Origin of the sequence: Providencia sp. PROV268 (assembly GCF_028477805.1) — a bacterium.
In the GTDB taxonomy this organism is placed as follows: Bacteria; Pseudomonadota; Gammaproteobacteria; order Enterobacterales; family Enterobacteriaceae; genus Providencia; species Providencia stuartii.
Window position 1 is genome coordinate 195,275 of the sequence record NZ_JAMPLW010000002.1, and the last position, 21,721, is coordinate 216,995.

General features: G+C 41.9%; 17 protein-coding genes, 1 tRNA gene and 1 pseudogene. 8 read left to right on the forward strand and 11 right to left on the reverse strand.

The window, feature by feature from the left end; translation table 11 throughout:
• The first annotated feature begins 67 nt into the window (after positions 1–67).
• The 3 genes from PR699_RS02865 (at position 68) to PR699_RS02875 (ending at position 1,401) form a co-directional block, all read left to right on the forward strand.
• Entirely contained in the window at positions 68–358 is a 291-nt protein-coding gene (locus tag PR699_RS02865; RefSeq protein ID WP_014657355.1) for a YdgH/BhsA/McbA-like domain containing protein, read from the forward strand.
• 29 nt (positions 359–387) lie between these two features.
• Entirely contained in the window at positions 388–741 is a 354-nt protein-coding gene (locus PR699_RS02870; RefSeq protein ID WP_004915952.1) for a helix-turn-helix domain-containing protein, read from the forward strand.
• Between the two features lie 261 nt (positions 742–1,002).
• On the forward strand, positions 1,003–1,401 hold the full coding sequence (locus PR699_RS02875) for a MerR family transcriptional regulator (RefSeq protein ID WP_004915954.1): 399 nt from the start codon (positions 1,003–1,005) through the stop codon (positions 1,399–1,401).
• 75 nt (positions 1,402–1,476) lie between these two features.
• On the opposite strand, the gene PR699_RS02880 is transcribed toward PR699_RS02875, so the two are convergent.
• From PR699_RS02880 to pepA, 4 genes are all read right to left on the reverse strand, one after another.
• Positions 1,477–1,977, reverse strand: coding sequence for a GNAT family N-acetyltransferase (locus tag PR699_RS02880; RefSeq protein ID WP_014657356.1), 501 nt, complete (start codon positions 1,975–1,977; stop codon positions 1,477–1,479).
• A 217-nt stretch (positions 1,978–2,194) separates the two neighbouring features.
• Positions 2,195–5,089, reverse strand: coding sequence for a valine--tRNA ligase (locus tag PR699_RS02885; RefSeq protein ID WP_004915958.1), 2,895 nt, complete (start codon positions 5,087–5,089; stop codon positions 2,195–2,197).
• A gap of 13 nt (positions 5,090–5,102) precedes the next feature.
• A complete protein-coding gene (locus tag PR699_RS02890) occupies positions 5,103–5,552 on the reverse strand; it encodes a DNA polymerase III subunit chi (RefSeq protein WP_004915959.1) in 450 nt (149 codons plus the stop codon).
• Positions 5,553–5,791: 239 nt separating this feature from the next.
• Positions 5,792–7,303, reverse strand: a complete 1,512-nt coding sequence (pepA, locus tag PR699_RS02895) for a leucyl aminopeptidase (RefSeq protein WP_004915960.1) — start codon at positions 7,301–7,303, stop codon at positions 5,792–5,794.
• Positions 7,304–7,581: 278 nt separating this feature from the next.
• On the opposite strand from pepA, the gene lptF reads away from it, so the two are divergent.
• Both lptF and lptG read left to right on the forward strand, forming a co-directional pair.
• Positions 7,582–8,679, forward strand: a complete 1,098-nt coding sequence (gene lptF, locus PR699_RS02900) for an LPS export ABC transporter permease LptF (RefSeq protein WP_004915961.1) — start codon at positions 7,582–7,584, stop codon at positions 8,677–8,679.
• A complete protein-coding gene (gene lptG, locus PR699_RS02905; protein ID WP_004915962.1) occupies positions 8,679–9,755 on the forward strand; it encodes an LPS export ABC transporter permease LptG in 1,077 nt (358 codons plus the stop codon). Before lptF ends, lptG begins: the two co-directional genes overlap by 1 nt.
• 79 nt (positions 9,756–9,834) lie before the next feature.
• Here lptG and PR699_RS02910 read toward each other — a convergent pair whose 3' ends face one another.
• Together PR699_RS02910 and ampH are read right to left on the reverse strand one after the other, a co-directional pair.
• On the reverse strand, positions 9,835–10,257 hold the full coding sequence (locus PR699_RS02910) for a hypothetical protein (protein ID WP_004915963.1): 423 nt from the start codon (positions 10,255–10,257) through the stop codon (positions 9,835–9,837).
• 592 nt (positions 10,258–10,849) lie between these two features.
• Positions 10,850–12,076: a D-alanyl-D-alanine-carboxypeptidase/endopeptidase AmpH gene (ampH, locus tag PR699_RS02915; RefSeq protein ID WP_041705155.1), complete on the reverse strand. Its 1,227-nt coding sequence runs from the start codon at positions 12,074–12,076 to the stop codon at positions 10,850–10,852.
• A gap of 464 nt (positions 12,077–12,540) precedes the next feature.
• Between ampH and PR699_RS02920 the strand changes: the two genes are divergently transcribed.
• The 3 genes and pseudogenes from PR699_RS02920 (at position 12,541) to PR699_RS02930 (ending at position 15,230) form a co-directional block, all read left to right on the forward strand.
• Positions 12,541–12,625, forward strand: a tRNA-Leu gene (locus PR699_RS02920).
• A 294-nt stretch (positions 12,626–12,919) separates the two neighbouring features.
• Positions 12,920–14,188: pseudogene (locus PR699_RS02925) on the forward strand (tyrosine-type recombinase/integrase).
• Positions 14,189–14,645: 457 nt separating this feature from the next.
• Positions 14,646–15,230: an antirestriction protein ArdA gene (locus tag PR699_RS02930; protein ID WP_014657360.1), complete on the forward strand. Its 585-nt coding sequence runs from the start codon at positions 14,646–14,648 to the stop codon at positions 15,228–15,230.
• A 271-nt stretch (positions 15,231–15,501) separates the two neighbouring features.
• Here the strand turns inward: PR699_RS02930 and PR699_RS02935 are convergent, their stop codons facing one another.
• From PR699_RS02935 to PR699_RS02955, 5 genes are all read right to left on the reverse strand, one after another.
• Complete coding sequence (locus tag PR699_RS02935; RefSeq protein WP_162470586.1) at positions 15,502–15,660, reverse strand: hypothetical protein; 159 nt, start codon at positions 15,658–15,660, stop codon at positions 15,502–15,504.
• Between the two features lie 194 nt (positions 15,661–15,854).
• Positions 15,855–16,328 carry a hypothetical protein gene (locus PR699_RS02940; protein ID WP_001145412.1) on the reverse strand — a complete coding sequence of 158 codons (474 nt, stop codon included), beginning with the start codon at positions 16,326–16,328 and terminating at the stop codon, positions 15,855–15,857.
• Positions 16,328–16,609 (reverse strand): hypothetical protein, encoded by a 282-nt coding sequence (locus PR699_RS02945; protein WP_014657362.1) that lies wholly within the window; start codon positions 16,607–16,609, stop codon positions 16,328–16,330. The genes PR699_RS02940 and PR699_RS02945 overlap by 1 nt, the downstream gene beginning before the upstream one ends.
• A gap of 161 nt (positions 16,610–16,770) precedes the next feature.
• Positions 16,771–19,848, reverse strand: coding sequence for a type III restriction-modification system endonuclease (locus tag PR699_RS02950; RefSeq protein WP_272572946.1), 3,078 nt, complete (start codon positions 19,846–19,848; stop codon positions 16,771–16,773).
• 9 nt (positions 19,849–19,857) lie between these two features.
• Positions 19,858–21,699 carry a site-specific DNA-methyltransferase gene (locus tag PR699_RS02955; protein WP_014657364.1) on the reverse strand — a complete coding sequence of 614 codons (1,842 nt, stop codon included), beginning with the start codon at positions 21,697–21,699 and terminating at the stop codon, positions 19,858–19,860.
• Between the last annotated feature and the right edge of the window lie 22 nt (positions 21,700–21,721).

The following is a 21,721-nucleotide window of genomic DNA, read 5'->3' on the forward strand; positions in this document are numbered from 1 at the left end:
TTGTATCTACTTTAAGGTTTTTAATATTCATCATTAATTAAAACACGGACATAAATAAGGATTAATGATGAAAAAGATTATCGCTTTATTTGTATTAAGCCTAGTTAGTTATCAAGGCGTCGCTGCAAATAATCAAACATATTCTCAACAGGCATCAAGTAAGGTTACTGAGAATTATTTATCTGTAGATATACATAAAAAAATACTCAGCTCAGCCACATTTATTGGTGATGCGAGTTTATCATCAATAGAAACGCAAGCTCAGGAAACGGCAAAAAAGATAGGGGCGAGTAGTTATAAAATTGTTGGAGCAAGTGGCGAAACTAAACTCCGAGGACATGTTATATTTTATCAATAAAATCCTTTGATTTTATAAGGAGATGAGCGATGAGTCATCACACCATTAGAGAAAATGTGATACAAGATATTCTTTTATGGATTGATATGAATGTGGATAAGCCACTGAATATTGCGGAAATCTCTCATAGGGCTGGCTATTCAAAATGGTATTTTCAACGTATTTTTAAAAATACCGTGGGCGTCAGCTTAGGGCAATATCTTTTAATTAATAGGCTATTAAAGGTGTCATCTGATTTGAAACAGACAAATGACAAGATTATTGATATTGCTTTTAGATACGGTTTTGATGGACAGCAAGGGTTAACAAGAGCTTTTAAGCGTAAATTGAAAGTAACCCCTGCTAAATATAGGAGAGAAACCGCACTCAGATACCATGCGTAGTATAGCGTATTTTGATAACAATCGTGTCATAAAGTATTAAGCCTAGCTAGCCAGCTAGATAATGCAATAAACTAAAAATTGTTGGTCTAGCGGCTAGCTGAATAGGTTAACCTTTGATGGTTTTACTTTTAATTTGTTGAAATAAAAAAATTAAATAAGAAAAATAATCAAATCATCGTTTTTCTTGACCTTACAATAATGGTAAGGATTAGCATTATTGAAAATTTAAAATAACCTATCTCTGTTTTTAGGTGGAAGAATATGAAAATAGGTGAAGTATCAAAATTATTCAATATTCCAAGAGAGACAATACGGTTTTATGAAAAAGAGGGCCTAATCGTTCCTCCGAATAGAAATGATAATAACTATCGCAGTTACAGTGAAAACCATATTGAACGACTCCGTTTTATAAAAAATTGCCGTAGTCTTAATATGTCTCATCGTGAAATAAAAAAACTATTAGATCTGGTGGATAATAATAGTGATGATTGTGAGCTCGTTGAGGGAGTGATTAACTCACATCTATTTAATATTAGAGAAAATATAGAAAAGCTGAAAAAGCTCGAAAGAGAATTGATTATCTTACAAGATCATAGCAATGAAATGAATAGCAATCATAAGTGTGGGATAATAAAAAACTTATTATCTAAAGAGATTTGATCTTTAACGTTATACGATTTTCTATCTATATAGGTAATAAGGATAGCAGCTTGGCTATCCTTATGGAGACTGTGATTACAGTGCTTTTAGCATACGGATTTCACAATCGCTGTGGCCTGTATTGCCGAGTGGCTCATCGATAAATTCAAAGCCTAATTTCTCATACAGTTTAATGGCTGCTTGTAAATCTGCGGTTGTTTCTAGGTAGCAGCGTGTATAACCTTGTGTTTTAGCAAACTCTAATGACATTAGTACAATCTGCTTAGCGACCCCTTTACCTCTTAATACCGAAGAGAGATACATTTTTTGTAGCTCGGCTGTTTCATTATCACCGCCAGCTAATTGTGATATACCACCACCACCGACAATTTTACCGTCCATTTCAACGACCCAGTAAGCACTACGAGGCTTGCTATAGACTTCATAGAGCGTATCTAAAATAGGATCGGCTACCGCAAAACCTTTATCAGCCGTTAAGCCATGTTCTGCTGAAACTTCACGGATAACCGCGGCAATCCCCGCATTATCTTTTTGTTCGATTAAACGAATAGTGTGGGTTGTTGTATTTGTTGTCATGAGAAACTCTCTTTATTTATTGTTTTGTACTACTCAGTGAGAGAGAACCAGAAGGGAACTTCAATCTGAGATCTGCGAACGCAGTCGTATCATAATAATCGATTAATTAACGTGGGTATAGGGTTCGGGATTGATTTACTTATTTAGATAGGTGTTCTAATAAAAAACCCCTATTGGCGAACCAATAAGGGTTTTAAGTCAGTGTGAAAGAGGCAAATTATAGCGACGCAATGGTCACTTTTTGTGCTTCTAACTTACCTTTAGCTTCAATGTTAGCCGCTAGGCGCTCGCGCTCTTTCTCAACAACGGCAGCAGGTGCACGGCTGACAAAACCTTCATTAGCGAGTTTGCTTTCAATAGACTCAATCTCTTTGAGTACTTTCTCTAACTCTTTATCCAAACGCGCTAACTCGGCATCTTTATCAATCAGGCCTGCCATTGGGATCAATAGCTCAGTACCGCTAACCAGTTTTGTCACAGAAACTGGCGCTTCTTCACCGTCTGCCAGTACCGTGATACTTGCAAGGCGTGCCATGGATTTAATAAAGTTTTGGTTTTCTGCAACGCGACGTTTCGCATCTTCAGAAGCACCACGCAGTAACACATCTAGTGGTTTACCCGGCGAAATATTCATTTCGGCACGAATATTACGGACAGCAATGATAGCTTCTTTGATCCATTCCAAATCACTCAGTGCTTGCTCGTCCACTTTAGCTGCATCAAATTCAGGGAATGGTTGTAGCATGATGGTATCTGCATCAATCCCTTTGACAACTTTCACACGTTGCCAGATAGTTTCCGTGATAAATGGAATAATAGGGTGTGCTAAACGTAATAGCGCTTCTAATACTTCGATCAGCGTGAAACGTGCTGCACGAGCTTGCGCTTCATTACCTTTGTGAACAGCAGGTTTTGATAGCTCCAAGTACCAGTCACAGAATTCGTTCCAAGTGAAGTCATACAAAATACCCGCGGCAATATCATAACGATGGGTATCGAGGGCTTCACGGTACGCTTTGATGGTTTGGTTGAACTGAGCCATGATCCAGCGATCAGCCAAAGAGAAGCTCATTTCACCACCGTTCTGACCACAGTCTTGATTTTCTGTGTTCATTAGGACAAAGCGGCTTGCGTTCCATAATTTATTACAGAAGTTGCGGTAGCCAGACAGACGTTTCATATCCCAGTTGATATCTCGGCCTGTTGAGGCAAGCGCCGCTAAGGTAAAGCGTAGTGCGTCAGTACCATGTGCTTCAATACCGTTTGGATACTCTTTGCGAGTACGCTTGGCAATTTTTTCAGCCAATTGTGGCTGCATCATATTGCCAGTACGTTTCTCAAGCAGATCTTCTAACGAAATTCCGTCGATCATGTCCAGAGGGTCGATAACGTTCCCTTTGGATTTAGACATTTTTTGGCCTTCTTCATCACGGATCAAACCCGTCATATAAACGGTTTTGAACGGTACTTGCGGTACGCCGTTCTCATCTTTAATGAAGTGCATGGTCATCATGATCATGCGGGCTATCCAGAAGAAAATAATGTCGAAACCACTGACCAACACATCGGTAGGATGGAACGTTTTCAGTGCTTCGGTATTTTCAGGCCAGCCTAATGTTGAGAAGGTCCATAAACCGGAAGAGAACCAAGTATCCAATACGTCTTCGTCTTGGCGCAGTGCAATCTCTGCCCCCAAGTTGTTTTCACGACGAACTTCATCTTCATCGCGACCCACATAGACATTACCTTTGTCGTCATACCATGCAGGAATACGATGACCCCACCACAATTGGCGAGAGATACACCAATCTTGGATATCACGCATCCAAGAGTAATACATATTTTCGTATTGGCGAGGTACGAATTGAATACGACCATCTTCAACCGCTTTAATGGCATCTTCTGCTAGCGGCTTAGTACGAACATACCATTGGTCAGTTAGCATTGGCTCGATAACGACGCCACCGCGGTCACCATAAGGCACTGTTAAGTCATGCGGCTTAACTTCAACCAATAAACCTAACTGCTCAAATTCCGCGACAATCGCTTTACGTGCGGCAAAACGCTCCATACCACGGTAAGCTTCTGGGATTTCACTGCTATATGCGGTTGATGGGTTACCGTGAGTATCAAAGACTTCTGCTTCACTACGGACATTACCATCTAAATCCATCATGTTGATCATAATGAGCTGATGACGTTTACCGACTTCATAGTCATTAAAGTCATGAGCAGGGGTAATTTTCACGCAGCCAGTGCCTTTTTCCATGTCGGCGTGTTCGTCACCGACAATTGGAATACGGCGATTGACGATTGGAAGAATAATTTCTTTACCAATTAAATCTTTATAACGGGGATCTTCTGGGTTAACCGCCACACCAGTATCACCCAGCATAGTTTCTGGGCGTGTGGTTGCGACAACCAGATAATCTTTACCTTCGGCTGTTTTTGCACCATCTGCAAGTGGATAGCGTAAATGCCACATGGAACCTTTGATTTCACGGTTTTCGACTTCCAAATCAGAAATCGCAGTGTGGAGTTTAGGATCCCAGTTAACGAGGCGTTTACCACGATAAATTAAGTTATCTTTATAAAGACGAACGAAGGCTTCTTTAACGGCTTTTGATAGGCCTTCATCCATTGTGAAGCGCTCGCGCTCCCAATCAACAGAGTCACCTAAACGGCGCATTTGTTGTGAAATGGTGCCACCAGACTCTGCTTTCCATTGCCAAATTTTGTCAATAAACGCATCGCGGCCGTAATCGTGACGAGTTTTGTTCTCTTCAGCCGCGATCTTACGTTCAACAACCATTTGGGTTGCGATACCAGCATGGTCAGTACCTGTTTGCCACAGCGTATTTTTACCTTGCATGCGTTGGTAACGGATCATGGTATCCATAATCGTTTGCTGGAAAGCATGCCCCATATGCAGGCTACCTGTGACGTTTGGTGGTGGAATAACGACACAGAAACTCTCTTTGCTAGTATCCCCGTTTGGTTTGAAATAACCGCTTTTTTCCCAATGAGCATAGCGTGCTTGCTCTATCTCAGCGGGATTATAAGTTTTATCGAGCGAAGGCTCGGCAATCGCATTATCTGGTTTCTTATCCATTTTTATATCGTATTCAGTTAGTTGGCGGCGTCGCCATAGTCAAATTGAAGCCGACGCTGCGGTAAATTTTATACCGTTCACGCGCCAACTGTTTTAAAGTTTCATCAATAGGCACAAAGTCTATCACTTCATGGAATGCAGTGGCAAAGTCTGCAAACTGGCTCTGAAGATTGATCAGAATATCGCGTTGGGCATTTCCACGTTTCCCCGGCCAGCAAATTTCAATCGGTGCGCCATAACGAGGCCCTTCACCAGCAAGGTTATGAGGCACGAACTGATGAGGATCTCTTTGCCAAAGTGACTCATCCAGTTTTTCTGCTTGCTCAGCGGTTTCACACGCGACTAAAACACGCTTACCATCACGCCACATTTGCGCCGCAAGTTCGCAAGCAAGCCATTCATGGGCTTCTAACTCCACTTGCGGCGATGGTTGTTCAAGCAAATAAAAGGTGGCGTTTTTCATCTCTTTCTTTATGGAATAGAAAAATGTTATGCAAAAAGGGTATTGCGACAGGCAATACCCTGAAATGAAGATGGGGCTATTTTAGCGTATCGCACTCTTGAGTGCTATATACTCGTCATAGTTCAAGTTGCAACGCCAATTTGACTCGCTACACCTTGAGCTATTTAGCGTCTAGACCCATGACGCGAGTTACAACGCAATGGTCTGTAACTCGCGTCATTATAGGACATCAATTAAGACTAATCGTCGCCGTTCAGGCCAGCGCGGTTCAGTAAGAACTGTGACAACAATGACACAGGACGGCCTGTTGCGCCTTTTGCTTTACCTGAACGCCATGCTGTACCAGCAATATCCAAGTGCGCCCAATTGTATTTGGTCGCAAAACGAGCGAGGAAGCAGCCCGCAGTAATTGCACCCGCAGGACGACCACCTGTATTGGCTAAGTCAGCAAAATTAGAGCTGATTTGCTCATAGTATTCATCAGCTAACGGTAAGCGCCATGCACGGTCACCCGCTTGCTCAGAAGCGTTTAATAACTCATGAGCTAGCGGGTTGTGGTTTGACATTAAGCCAGTGTAATGGCTACCTAACGCAATCACACAAGCCCCTGTCAATGTGGCGATATCGATAACCAATTCCGGCTCAAAACGCTCGACATAGGTGAGGGTATCACATAGCACTAAACGACCTTCGGCGTCAGTATTAAGTACTTCAACCGTTTGCCCTGACATCGTGGTGAGGATATCACCTGGACGATAGGCTCGTCCTCCTGGCATATTTTCACAGCCAGCCAGCACACCGACCACGTTGATTGGCAACTGCAATTCGGTGATAAAACGCATCACACCGTAAACCGTTGCAGCACCGCACATGTCATATTTCATTTCATCCATGCTATCTGCTGGCTTGATAGAAATACCACCTGAGTCAAATGTGAGGCCTTTACCGACTAATACAATAGGTTTCGCTTCAGGATCAGGGTTACCTTTGTACTCCATGATAGACATCAGCGATTCATTTTGTGAGCCTTGACCAACAGCGAGGTAAGCATTCATGCCTAGCTCTTTCATCTGCTCTTCACCGATAACACGTGTTGTCAGCCTATTTTCAGAAATGTCAGCTAATTGACGTGCTTGTGATGCTAAATATGCCGCATTACAAATGTTTGGTGGCATGTTGCTGAGATCTTTCGCTGCCTTAACACCGGACGCAATGGCGAGTCCATGGGCGATAGCACGCTCACCGCTCGTTAATTCACGGCGTGTTGGCACATTGAAAACCAACTTACGCAGTGGACGGCGATGTTCCGTTTTATTGCTTTTCAATTGATCAAAGACGTAGAGCGACTCTTTTGCCGTTTCAACAGCTTGACGTACTTTCCAATAATTATTACGGCCTTTAACGTGTAACTCAGTTAAAAAACAGACGGCTTCCATTGAACCAGTTTCATTCAATGTGCTGATTGTTTTCTGAATAATCTGTTTGAATTGACGCTCATCTAGCTCACGTTCTTTACCACAGCCGATGAGTAGAATACGTTCAGACAGGATATTTGGTACATGATGGAGTAGTAGGGATTGCCCTACTTTACCTTCAAGTTCCCCGCGGCGCAGCAGGGCGCTGATATATCCGTCACTTATTTTGTCCAGCTGTTCAGCTATAGGGGACAGACGGCGTGGTTCAAAGACTCCGACAACGATACATGCGCTACGTTGTTTTTCCGGGCTACCACTTTTTACACTAAACTCCATGCGTTCTCCTGAATCTTAAAGACAAAGGCCCATGCTCCCGCTAAAATTAGCGTTACAGCATAATCTACCTCATAGAGAATGAACTCTTTATGTTAAACTGAGCAGATATCTGGTATTTCAATAATATTAAGCATGTTCTGATTGGGTAATCAGTATAGAGAATGCTTTTATATCATTCTAGTCATACAATGAGCCAGAGTATATGTTAACAAATGGTAGATATTGAACGAACTTAGCCATTTTCCACCCAAAAGACAAGTTTTCACAGGCGTATAAGCGTGATCATTATTAGATATTTGGTACGGGAGACCCTGAAAAGTCAGCTAGCTATCCTTTTTGTGCTAATGTTGATTTTTTTTAGTCAGAAGTCCATCGATATTCTCGGGGCTGCTGTTCAGGGAAATATTCCTTCAGATTTAGTATTACCGTTACTGGGATTGGGCGTGCCTGAAATGGCGCAATTGATCCTCCCTTTAAGCCTATTTCTTGGGCTACTGATGACATACAGCAAACTGTACACCGAAAGTGAAATTACGGTGATGCATGCATGCGGACTCGGGAAAAGCGTTCTGGTTAAGGCCGCTCTGGTGCTTGCAACGTTGACCGCATTGGTCGCAATAGGCAATATTGCGTGGATGCTTCCTTGGTCGTCGCAATATCAAGAACAGGTGCTGGCAGACGCTAAAGCTAACCCTGGGCTAGCTGCCATGGTGGAAGGGCAATTCAAAACCACCAAAGATAGAAACATCGTATTGTATATTGGCGACGTCAAAGGTAATGACTTTAAAAATGTCTTCTTAGCACAATTGCGCGCCACTAATGAACAGCGCCCATCGGTAGTGGTCGCCGATAGTGGCTATATGCGAGAAGATGCCGATGGCCGACAAATTGTGGTATTGGATGAAGGAACTCGCTACGAAGGAACGGCATTATTACGTGATTTCCGCATCACCGACTTTAAAAATTATCAGGCGGTTATTGATCACAAACCAAGTGATGCCCGCAATGATAGAGTCGAACAAAAAAATATGCTTCAGTTATGGAAGGCGAATGACTTTGATTCCAATGCAGAATTCCATTGGCGTTTGACGATTGTCTTCTCGGTGGTGGTGATGGCATTAATGGTAGTGCCGCTGAGTGAAGTGAACCCTCGTCAAGGGCGGGTATTGAGCATGCTGCCAGCCATGTTGCTGTATCTTATTTTCTTCCTATTACAAAGTACATTGCGTAATAGCGCAGAAAAAGGGGATGTTGACCCGAAATATGCAATGTGGGCAGTTAACTTAGGGTATCTGGCTTTAGCGATTATCCTAAACGTATGGAATACCGTGCCAATGCGCCGTTTACGCGTCAAATTTAATAGAGGGGCTGCCTGATGTTTGGTGTTTTAGACAGGTACATTGGACGAACCATCCTCAACTCTATTTTAATGACCTTGTTTATGTTGGTGTCCCTTTCAGGGATCATCAAATTTGTCGAGCAACTACGTAAAGTTGGTGATGGTGAATATACGACCCTAGGCGCTGGGGTATTTACGTTATTAACGATCCCAAAAGATATCGATATTTTCTTTCCGATGGCGGCGCTGCTCGGAGCGTTACTAGGGTTAGGTGCTTTAGCATCACGTAGTGAGCTGGTGGTTATGCAAGCTTCTGGCTTTACACGCTTGCAAATTGCACTGTCCGTGATGAAAACAGCGATCCCTCTGGTTATTGTGGCGATGTTGATTGGCGAATGGGTTGCCCCAAGCGCAGATCAATGGGCGAGAAATTATCGCGCAGAAAAAATTGTGGGTAACTCATTAGTTGTGACCGATGAAGGGATGTGGGCGAAAGATGGCCCTGATTTTATTCATATTCAACGCGTCTCTGATACCACATCGATTCAAGAAGTGTCTATCTACCGCTTTAATGAGCAGCATAAGTTAACATCGGTGATGTTTGCTTCAAGCGGCGCTTATGACAAAGACAATCAATTGTGGGTGCTGTCTCAAGTTGATGAGTCTATTTTAAGTAGTGAGAAAAAAATTACGGGCTCCCAGCGCTTAACTTATGAGTGGAAAACGAACCTGACACCCGAAAAACTCGGTATCGTTTCCTTGAGTGCAGACTCCCTTTCGATTCGCGGGCTTTATCAATATATCGCTTACTTAAAAGAGAGTGGGCAGGTAGCCGCAGTCTATGAATTGAGTATGTGGAAAAAGATCTTAGCGCCACTATCCGCAGCAGTGATGATGTTTATGGCCGTTTCATTTATCTTCGGTCCATTACGTACTGTACCGATGGGGGTACGTGTCGTCTCTGGGATTGTTGGTGGCTTCCTGTTTTATGTCCTAAATGAAGGGTTTGGTAAGTGGAGTTTGGTCTACTCCATACCACCTATTATTGCGGCGTTACTACCAAGCGTCCTATTCCTTGGGGTCAGTATTGTCTTACTGGTGAAACGTAAGTAAGCCAATTTTAAAATCGATAATATTCCAATAAGCCATCGTATTGAGTAATGCGGTGGCTTATTTATTTGTATTAAACCAATCAATACTTGAAAGGCTCAGGGAGAGTTGGATGAGTAATAAAAATTCTAATTTTGAGTAAGTTACCAATAAATCGATTACCTAGCTCACTTATTTTGGCATTTAATTTATTTTCTTGAGGATGGAAAATAGGGTGTGCTTTTTTATTGCCAGTAGCTGCTTTTACGATATTCTCGTGCGTGATGCCATAAAACCCCATTACAGGGAGTTTTAATTGATTGGCCATGACTTGTGCATTTGAGAATCGCCCCCCTTCAGCACTATGACAACTGCATAGTTTTATAAGCGAAGGGCTCTGTTTTATGCCTTTAATTTTATCCGCTAGCAGCGCATGGCAATTGGCGTTAGTCACTTTCGCAAAAGTGCCATCTCGCATTTGCAGCAACCCTTTCTCACCATGCGTTTTAATAATAATTGATGACATAAAATTCTCTCCTTGAATTGTTTATGTCACTAGTATTGCGATGAATATGTCTTGGTGCTTGCAAAAACCAATGATTGATAGTTATACAGTAAGAACAGTATTAATAAGCCATCAATATAATATAAAAAGATTTGTGCCGTGATGCGTGCTGTCACTCTATTAAATAGGTTCTTACTGGTTATTATCGTGATCACAAAGGATAAAAATTAAGCGGGTAAGCACTGTTACCGACCAAAATTGCTCGGTAATAGTCGAGAAAATTTGCTGTTTGGCAATGACAACACGCAGTTATTTATCAACCTATTGCTAATTTAAGGACATTTAGAGTTAGTATCACTCGCCGTGCATTCAATACATTATGGTTGGCGATAACAAAGGATAAAAGTTAAGCGCATCTGGCTCTTTTAGCGCTGCAAGGACTGTTACCGACCAAAATCGCTCGGTAACAGTTGAGAAAATTTGCTGTTTAGCAATGACAACAAATGGTTATTTATCAACCTATTGCTAATTTAAGGGCAACAAGTTGAATAAAATAGTGTCTTAGGGTTGGGGCATAACTCGCCAGTGCATTCATTGCGTCGGCGGTACGCTTTCAATGTTTTCCATACGCATGGTTAGCCGATAGAGCGGCCACCATATCATTAACCCCCACGGTTAACTTACTAAACTTACTGCTGTCTTTGCGGGTCATCACCACAAAAACGCCGATATTTTGTTGTGGGATCATAGCTATATAGCTATTAAACCCACCTCCACCACCCGTTTTCTGATAAATCCCCGGCCGACCATTTTGTGGCTTCATATAAACCCAGCCAAGGCCAATACCATCCGCATGACCTGCAACATCCATGCCTTTGACATCAAGTAATTTTTCTCTTGGGAAGTAAATACCTTGCTCACGTGCTGCTGTGGCTTTTCTTAGGTTTTTATCCGTCGATAAAAATTGCTGCATCCACTTTTGCATATCCGCTGGCGTAGAATAGACACCGCCGCTTCCTGCCGCCGCTAAAGTGTTATGGCATGGGCTTGGCTTAGTGCCTTCCATCAACCTTGCGCATTGAGAGGCGTTAGGCGTATAGGTTGTTTCGGTCATTTTGGCTGGAGAAGTTACATAACGACTGAACAACTGTGGATAGGACTGCCCCGATGCTTTAACCATTGCATCAGCAAGCAGATCATAAGCAAGGTTTGAGTAAGCAGCTTCGGTTCCCGGTGTCGCATCGAGTTTACCATTTTTTAGCCAGTTCCAACGATTATCCTGCGTTGGCCAAATAAAAACCGGTCTACCCCATTTCCCCCCCGGCTGCTCACGTGGTAATCCGCTGGTATGGCTTGCTAAATGGTATAAACGGATAGGGTGACCACTACTATTATCAGGTACAGTGACGCCATGATAACTGTATTGTTGTAGAGGATCCGTTATCAGTAATTTTTTATCCTGCTCCAGCTTAATTAAGATCTCACTGGTCATTAACTTAGTGATAGAGGCAATCCTAACTAGCGAATGAGGGCCAGGTTTTTTACCATTTCCGGGGGCGGTTTCCCCATAATAGCGTGATAGTGTTTGGTTATTATCAATAACAATGATTGCCATGCCCCGAGCATCGCTTTCGTTAAAAATGCGATTTGCATACAGATCGACAATCTTCGCAACCCGCTCATAGGTTCTTCTATCGCCTTCAAACACTCGCCAGTCATTCGACTCAGCGTCATTATTGCCTTGTAAAAACTTAGGTTGTTTTTCTGTCGTCGTTGAGCAAGCTGCTAATGCGAGAGACAATGCAGACACTGACAGAATTTTTAGAAACGATCTCTTCATGTTTAGGAGCCAGCCGATAGGTAATTTTGCAGATGGTCGAGCAGACCAAGGTTATTTTTTCTTAGCGAAGACCTTCATTAATGCACCTATTAGGATGCCAATAACTACGCCAGTCGCTATCCAGCCTATAAAACCCATGTATAAATACCTTTACTAATTCAACAATGTGCATACGCTAGCAAAAATCGTATGAAGTCGCCAGCAGCCTTGATGAAGCAAATGATTAAATCAAATATTTGACTAAAGTAACATATGTCTAGGCTGATCATTAAGCAAAAAGCATTAAATGGCTAATAGAGAGAGTAGTTATTCAATTTTAGAAGGCAGGACGGTATATCAATCAGGGAGATATTAAGCAACATGCTTTTTTTTTAATCGAACAAACTGAATAATCAAGATAAATGTTGCTAGTCGAGACAAGGCAAGTATAATAGCCACGTTTTCCAAGAAACACATCACTTCGTGCCGGAGTGGCGGAATTGGTAGACGCAGTTGATTCAAAATCAACCGCCTTCGGGTGTGCCGGTTCGAGTCCGGCCTTCGGCACCACTAAAGTGAAAATTAAGACGCTCAAGGCGTCTTTTTTTATGCCTGAATCTTAAGGTTACAAGGCTTTCCTCGCATTTTTAGTCAATGAATGTCAATCCAGGCCAACCCGTATTAGCCTCCTTGTGAGTATATCTGTCGCTTCGATAATATTTATTATGCATTATTGATGGCATTGCTAATGATAGTACATGCAGGCGCATCCTGTAGCGTAGGCACGTAGTTATCTATGTAACGCGAAATCATCTGAGATATCTCGTATATATACCCAGTCTGGGGGGGAAGAGAACAAAGAATATGGCATTAACTGATACGAAAGTTCGTGCAGGTAAACCAGACGAGAAAGCTTACATACTGACAGACAGTGATGGCTTGTTTCTGTATATTCACCCCAATGGTTCTAAATACTGGCGTTTCCGTTTTCGCTTTGGCGGTAAACAACATTTGATGGCTTTTGGTGTATACCCTGAGATCTCTTTAGCAGATGCCAGAGAAAGAAGAGATGCAGCCAGAAAGCAAGTTACTTTAGGTATTTATCCACGCGAACACAAGAAAGAATTAAAGGAAGAGCAGCAAAAGGAATTCAATACCGTTGAGAAAGTTGCTCGTGATTGGCACGCGACCAATAAAAAGTGGTCATAAGGCCATAGCCATCGAGTATTAAAAAGTCTTGAAGACAATATCTTTGCGGCTATTGGTAAACGTAATATTGCTGAACTAAAAACTCGTGATCTACTCGAACCGATTAAAGCCGTAGAGATGTCTGGACGTCTTTTGGTGGCGGCTCGTTTACAACAACGTGTGACAGGTATAATGCGCTATGCCGTACAAAGCGGTTTAATCGACTATAACCCAGCGCAAGATATGGCTGGTGCAGTTGCCACGGGGAAACGAGTGCACAGAGCAGCTTTAGAACTTAAACGCCTACCTGAGTTCTTACAACGCATCGATGATTATAAGGGAAGACCTTTAACTAAACTTGCAGCCAAACTTACCTTGTTAGTCTTCATTCGTTCCAGTGAATTGCGCTTTGCTCGTTGGGATGAAATCGATTTTGAAAATGCTATGTGGACGATCCCTGCTGAACGCGAAGCGATAGAAGGGGTTAAACACTCACATCGCGGCTCAAAAATGCGAACCCCTCATTTAGTGCCTTTAAGCAGACAAGCCATTGAGATCTTAAAACAGATCTATCAATTCAGCGGTATTCATGAGCTGATCTTTATCGGCGATCACAACCCAAGAAAACCAATGAGTGAAAATACGGTAAACAATGCACTACGTGTGATGGGCTATGACACTATGACAGAAGTGTGTGGACATGGTTTTAGAACGATGGCATGTAGTTCGTTGATTGAGTCAGGGTTATGGTCGAAGGATGCTGTAGAAAGGCAGATGAGCCACCAAGAACGCAACTCAGTGCGTGCGGCTTATATTCATAAGGCAGAGCATATAGAGGAACGGCGACTGATGGTGCAGTGGTGGGCGGATTATTTGGATGCTAATCGTGAACAAACTATTTCGCCATTCGATTTTGCCAAGTTTAATAATCCAATCAATCACTAAGACTTTAGCCATGTCATATAGGAGATCCATTTGCAATACGAGAAGTCAAGTAATGCGGTAATATGCAGGCTACATGGATTCTTTGGAAAGCCAAAATAAAGTGATTTCGGAATAGCTTATGCCTAAAAACGTAATCATGATTATCACTTTATTATAATGCATTTTAGTGTGTAGCCCATATTCCACCAAAGCAATAGCTTCTGTCCTGATGGACAGGGGCTTTTTTCGTTTTAACCCGCGCAAATTGAGATCATGATAGAAAGCATAACATGTTATCGGGATTGTAAGGCAACTCATTATCCTGCTCTAAAACGTCATTAATCATTTTTAAAGCGAGTTGCCTATTTTTCAGCTGATTGGCTTTTTATATCAATATCATCTTCTAAAGGGAAATAGATCCCTTTATCAAAATATCGCCATTAATTAAATCACAATACATCAATAATAGGACATGAATATGCGCATAACAGCGACGGCTTCCCCATGCCTAAAATCGGGGATGATTTCTGTTTTTATTACGAACTTAGGAAAATATAACGAAGGTGAACTGGTTGGTGAGTGGCTTGAGCTTCCGGCAACCTCAAAAGAGATCGAACACTGTTTAGTGCGGATTGGCATTGATGGTATTCACTATGAAGAGTATTTCTTGACCGACTATGAATCCTCAATTGATGGACTTTCGTCCTACATTTCAGAATACAGCCTTTTAGATGAGTTGAACGAGTTAGCCACACAACTAGCCATGTTATCGCCTGATGAAATTGACCTTTATCAGGCGGCAATTGAAATCGGTTCTTCAGCGAGTTCAATCCATGATTTAATTCATTTAGCGGATAACTTGGATTCTTTCCAGCAATTAGCGGGGGTCAATAATGAATATGACTTAGGTTATTACTGGATAGAAGAAAGTGGTTGTTATGATTTAGCACAACTGGGTCATTTATCCCATTACTTTGACTATGAACGCTATGGACGTGATGTTTGCCTTGAACAAGGCGGAATTTTTCACAGTGGAGGATATGTTTATCATACGGGTGGGTAGATAGGACAACAACATGAGAGTCAAACCGCTTTCATCCCTCAAGGCGGGAAATAAAGAATGTCGAGGTACCCCAATGAAATCCATAAGCTAGAACGTTAATCAAACTAAACTCTATTTTAAGCCATCTTCACGGATATCCGTAAAGATGGCTATTGTGGTATTTTTTTATTTAATTCAAACTATTAAATGGATACTTATCTTCCTATAGTGACAAATGCACTAGTAGAAGCAAGATAGACACATATTGGTTTTCAACATAACACCCTATGCACTATACCCCTTGGTGTAAGTAGAGTGGACGAGTGTTAATCAGGTGGCCTTGCGCACATTGCAGTTTCAGCTTTTGGTTGCCCTCTTCAGGGTTACCACCCCAGACCGCCACGATTTGGGCCTTAAGCTGTTCAGAATAGGCTTGGATACTTTGCCCCACATTAGTGGGCCAATGCGCAATCACAGCAAGAAAAGCACGCTATTGTTCCGGTGGCACTTGCTGGAAAATTCACTATCGGCAAAAGTTAACTGTTGGTACATGGGCGGTAATGGCTGTGATTTACTATGTAGCTATGACCTCACATCAGGGACTTATTCGCATCTTCCTTAGCCTTTCCACAGTTGATATTTACATTACAATGTAGGATAAGAGAGCTTTTCATTATAAGACTGGGCATCATCTTCCCAAACTAGCCGAACAACATGCTTTCGTTTCGTTTGCATATGAACAGCGGCTATTAGCTCAACGGCTTGATACTTTTCGAGGCTTTCCATCGGAAATTTGTCAGTCACTTCTGATTCAATAACTAAATCGTTACCTTCAGGGAACTCAATTCTGACGTTTCTTGCAGTAGCAGCTCCTTTATTCCAAACCTTAAGCCGATACTTACTGCTGCCAAGTTTTATAATTGATGCACCAAGGTCAGCTTGCTTTCCTTTCAGAGCATCTTCATTTTCTTTTTCCAAGAGAATGGTGTTTAGCTTTTCTTGGCTTTCGACAAGTGACTTCTGCCTCTTATTAAAGCTGACCGTTTGCCATGTTGCGTAGCCAGATAAAAGGAAAGCTAATCCAGCTATCACATCACCTGCATCAATAGTTACTGGCATTACCTAATCCTTATATTCTTGCTACCAGAAAAAGCCTTTTTCAAAGATTTACGTAGTTCGTCTTGAACGTCTTTTAAAACTTCTTCCTTGATTTCAGAAAGGTGTTCGTCAATATTTTCGCTATTCTCTTGAATAAGCTCATCTTTATTGAGTTCTCGGCCACAGGATGCACAAGTCATTACTTGTATTGTTTCATCGCAACCGTCTTCGTAGGAAAAGTCTGAACAGCTACAAGTCGGGCAAAGCAAGCTTATACTTCTATTGTATTTTTCAGGATTCATGCTATTTCTCCGTCATGTAAACAACCATACTTAAAATATAGCCGCATGAGTGAGCGACATTTAGACTCAATCTGCTGACTCAATTTTCCAATTATTGTTATGAAACTAAAAATGAGCTGTCAGTCAGATGAACTGACAGCCCGATATAAAAACGGAAACAACTAGCCGCTTACTACTTCCATCAATTTCGAGTAACTCGTTACAACATCATATTTGACGTTTTCACTCGTGATCTCTGCATTAATTTTTTCAAAGAATTTCCTAGCACATTCAATCTTGCGATCTTCTATGCCACGTAATTTAAGCGAAGACATCGTTCCTTTAGTCTCTGCAATAAAGTAAATGTGTTTAACACTTCCTTCTTTGAAAGAAATCGCCCAATCAGGGTTGTAGTCGCCAACAGGCGTTGGTATCAGAAAACCACGAGGCAGTTTTGCATAAACCACGACTTCTTTGCTTGTATCAAGCTCGGTAACAAAGTCTCGTTCAATGCCTTGTGAATCAACGACAACATAATCATAAATATGCTTATTAACGCCACTAACGGCTTTTGTCATATCAGTGATTTTTTGCTCTGCCGTGAATATATCAACATCATAAGATTCGTTCGTTGGATCATATGATAGCTTCTCGATAATCACAGACGCCTTTTGCTCTTTCATAAGGCGTGAAGCCTCAGCGAGAAAATGCTCAGGGTTCTGCTTAAATTGTGCAAATACAACAGGTTCTATACCCATCAGAATTTCAGCGACTGTTTTGCGAGTCAGTACACAATTTTCAGCCAACTTACCAACCAAGTCATAACGAACAGCAGAATGAATGCTCGATTGGTGAGTTTCGGTCTCGGTGTTTTTCACCTTGAAACTTTGTCCAGATTTTAGTTGCTCGTCGGTAATACCATCCAATTGAACACCATCTTGAATCGTGTACTGAAGAGGCGTTACCTTAAGTTCTTTGTTGAGAACCCGAATGCAGTTTTTTATCAACTCAGATGAATCAAAATCAACCTTATAAACCGCTTTGCGATTGATTTTGTGCCAAAGCTCCTGAAACTCTTTCTTATCAAAATTAGCATTCAACGGATTGTTTTTAGGTTTACGATCATCACCAACACCAGGAAGTTGTGCTTCACTATAAACACCGTCAATCAGGGTTAATATCTGTTCTCGGTATGGCTCTAACTCAACAGGCATTGGGGCCAACTGTCCATTAGCCTTAGCCTGGTGGAATGATGGCGCAATTGAATCGTCTGCTTCATTGGTATAATCATTTTTAAGCAAATACTTATAAATTTGCTTAGCCATGACAGGTGTTACTTCTACCGGGCCATCAGCCGTTGTAATTGTCTTACCCGTAAAATAAGCTTCATCTGCTTTTCTAGGTCTCGCTGAGAGAGACTCGCTGATTTCTTTTTGCAGATTCGTGACAAAGTCTTTATAGCTTTCACTTGCAATCACCGACAAAACATTAATTTCATGCACAGTTGCCGGATGGTCTTGTCTGTCACCATGTTTATTGACGGCCAGACGTAAACCACGCCCAACTTCTTGACGACGAGAGATAGTGTTGTCGCTGTGTTTTAACATACACATGACAAATACGTTTGGATTATCCCACCCCTCGCGCAAAGCCGAGTGTGAAAAGATAAATCGAGTAGGCTCTTCAAAAGAGAGTAACTTTTCCTTGTCTTTTAAAATCAAATCATAGGCATCTACATCGTCTGATAGGCCGGCATCTTCACCACGGACTTTAAAGCCGGGGTTCTGAAGACGATTTGATTTCTTATCAATTGAGAAGTAACCATTATGCGTTCTAGAGCCTTCAAGGGCCGATAGATAGGCTTTATAGGCATCAGTCTGCTCACTTGGCAAAAGGGACAACTCATCAAGATACTCCTGTACAAGCAAGGAATACTCTTCTTCAAAGACGCGAGCATAATCACCTTTTTCATCGGCTTGAGAGTAGTCCCTATACTTTGCGACTTCGTCAATAAAAAAGAGAGAGAGAACCTTTATACCCTGGCTAAAAAGTGTTTTTTCTTTTTCAAGGTGCGCTTTAATTGTCTCGCGGATCTGTATTCGGCGAATGGTCTCTTCGGTCACGTCTCCCGTGGCATCGCCCGCGGTTAATACATGGCCATTTTTGAATTCAACCGTGTCGTTAATCGCATTGACATCAGTAACTACAAAGTCACGGTACTGGTCCAGACCATTGCTAAGATCAAAAAGATTATCGCCCTTAGTGACCTTCTTGGGTATGCGTTTAATGCCATTTTGTTGTTTAACTTCGATCTCAATGCGAGCCACTGGCATTTTTTTCGAGATCTCGATGGATTCCAAATATAGATAGGCTGTCGTTCCCGCCAAGCCTTTTACTGAAATACCACGAACGGCAATTTTCTTAACCAGCTTATTGTTATAAGCGTCAAGCGCATCCAGGCGATGCACTTTATTATGTGTTGTCTTATGCGTGGCCGAATATCGAAGTACCATCAGTGGTTTGAATTTGGCTAAGGCATCTAATGTCTTCTTACCTTCCATCTTTTGTGGCTCATCCAAAATCAGGATTGGACGGTTTGCACTAATAACATCAATAGGACGCCTAGACTGAAAGTCATCCAACTCTTCATAAATACGTCGATTGTCTTTTCCTGACGCATTAAAGGCTTGAATATTAATGACCATCACATTGATGCCACTGTCAGAAGAAAAACTCTCTAACTGGTGCAATTGTTTCGAGTTATAGATAAAGAACCGAGCCTTTTTACCGTCGTAATTCTGAGCAAAATGCTCACCGGTGATTTGCAGCGACTTGTAAACACCTTCACGAATGGCGATGCTAGGCACAACGATAATAAATTTGCTCCAGCCATAGCGCTTATTCATCTCAAAGATGGTTTTGATGTAGCAATATGTCTTACCAGTACCGGTTTCCATTTCGACATCGAGATTAATCTTAGAGCTAGCATTGCTGACTAACGCTTCTGAAACAGGGAGGTTCTGTCTACTTTGAACACCATGGATATTTTGCAATAACTGCGATTCAGTGATCGCAAGTTCAGCATTTTTAAAACCATCCTGGTCGCTCATATCCCAACCAGCATTACCAAATTTATCTTTGGCAACACCAGGATCGATTCGGTAGGTTACGCCGGAGGTATTAGGTTGCCCCGCAAAGCAATCTACAACCGACTCTACGGCAACAGTTTGATAAGGTTGGACTTTGAACTTTAACTTCATGCTCCCCCCTTATATCGCTTTAACTTCAGTATGTGGCGACACCTGCTTGAAAATCTGCTCGGCATTAATTTTTACTGCATCAGACTCAAAGCCGTCGTCACGGAACACCACACGAAGTGGTTCTTTTGCAGCTAACTCTTTAATCAAAGCTTCATTTATGCGCAGATCAAAACAGGCCACCAGTGCATCATCATCGACCAAGAATACCGATTTACCTTGAATCGTTTCTTTTCTAATTGGCAAGGTTAAATCGACGCCCCAATCAAGGAGAACTTGAAAGAGTAAATCTTCATCAGTGCGGTCTGCTTTAATATTATCTACCAATAAGTCTAACGAACCCTGAGTAACCTGATCTGGCGAGTAGTAAACATCTGCCATATTGGATGAGTCCACTTTAAGTACTCGGAAGCCAACGTCCTTATTCCAGTCTTTGTGGCACTCGCCTTCTAATATTTTTGCGCCAGCTCGGCGAATGCGTTCTTTAGAAATCTCAGCAATGTTTTTGTAGCCAGCTTTGAAGGCTTCTGACTTTTTATCACACTCTTCGGGCAACTGAACCATGACAAATTTTCGGTTACCGCCATCTTCTGCATTTAACTGCATTGTGGCATGGGCGGTGGTGGCGGAGCCAGCAAAGAAATCTAAAATAACATCATCTTTTTCAAGGCCGCATTTTATCATTTTTAGTAAATATGGAATTGGTTTTACTGTATCAAAAACTTGAGTCCCTAATAACGCTTTTATTTCATCAGCAGCATTGGCAGCATTTGAAGCATCCAGCCAAATAGTTTCTGGGATATCTCCTTTATATTCAGTGAGAAATAACTTCCTGTATACCTTATCCCCATTGAACTTTAACTTGTTATCTGAATCTAAAGCCTCCATAGTACCTTTACCAACAAGCCATTTTCTTTCAGTAAAATATTCACCTGTTTTAGATTTAAAATCATATAAAGAACCACCTTGTGAACCTCTAGCCCAGACTCCTAGCAATCGGTAGTCTCCTCGGGAATCATTGTCTGGATTTTTATAAGCCTTTCTCGTTTCTTCAGGCATATCAAGTCTGCCAAACTCAGTAGTCCGAATGTTTTTTGCATAAACAATTAAGTGTTCATGATTGCGACTGAAAAATTTAGCTGAATTATCCTTCCCCCTTTTTCTTGACCAAATGATGTTTGCAATAAAGTTATCTTCCCCAAAAATCTCATCACACATTTTCCGAAGATTGGAAACTTCATTGTCATCTATACTGATAAAAATAACCCCAGCATCCTTCAGCAGGGTTATCGCCAGCTTCAACCTCGAATACATCATGCTCAACCAGTCGGAGTGGAAGCGGCCATTGGAGTCGGTGTTAGCCACCAAACGATTGCCTCCTTCATCTTTCTGTCCCGAATCCAACAGGTATTCTTCCGTGGATTCAGCAAAGTTATCGGCATAAATGAAATCCTTCCCAGTGTTATACGGCGGGTCGATATAGATCATCTTCACCTTGCCGAGATAAGTCTCCTGCATGAGTTTCAGAGCATCGAGATTATCGCCTTCAATAAACAGGTTTTTAGTGGTGTCAAAATTGACACTCTCTTCTCGACAAGGTCTTAAGGTCTTGGCAATAGGTGCATTCGCTGTTAGTAGTGCTTCTCGCTTACCGGGCCAGTTCAGCTGATAGCGCTCTTGCGGGCCTTCAACGATTGAATTTGATAGTTCTTGTTTAAGTTGGTCAAAATCAATGGCTAGCTTTAGTTCTCCGTTAGCCCCTTTTGATTCCGTCACGCAGTTCGGAAACAACGCCTGAATTTTCTCTATGTTTTGCTGCGTCATGTCGGGGCTGTGCATTTTTAATTTATTCATGTGTTCACCTTTTGCGTGATGC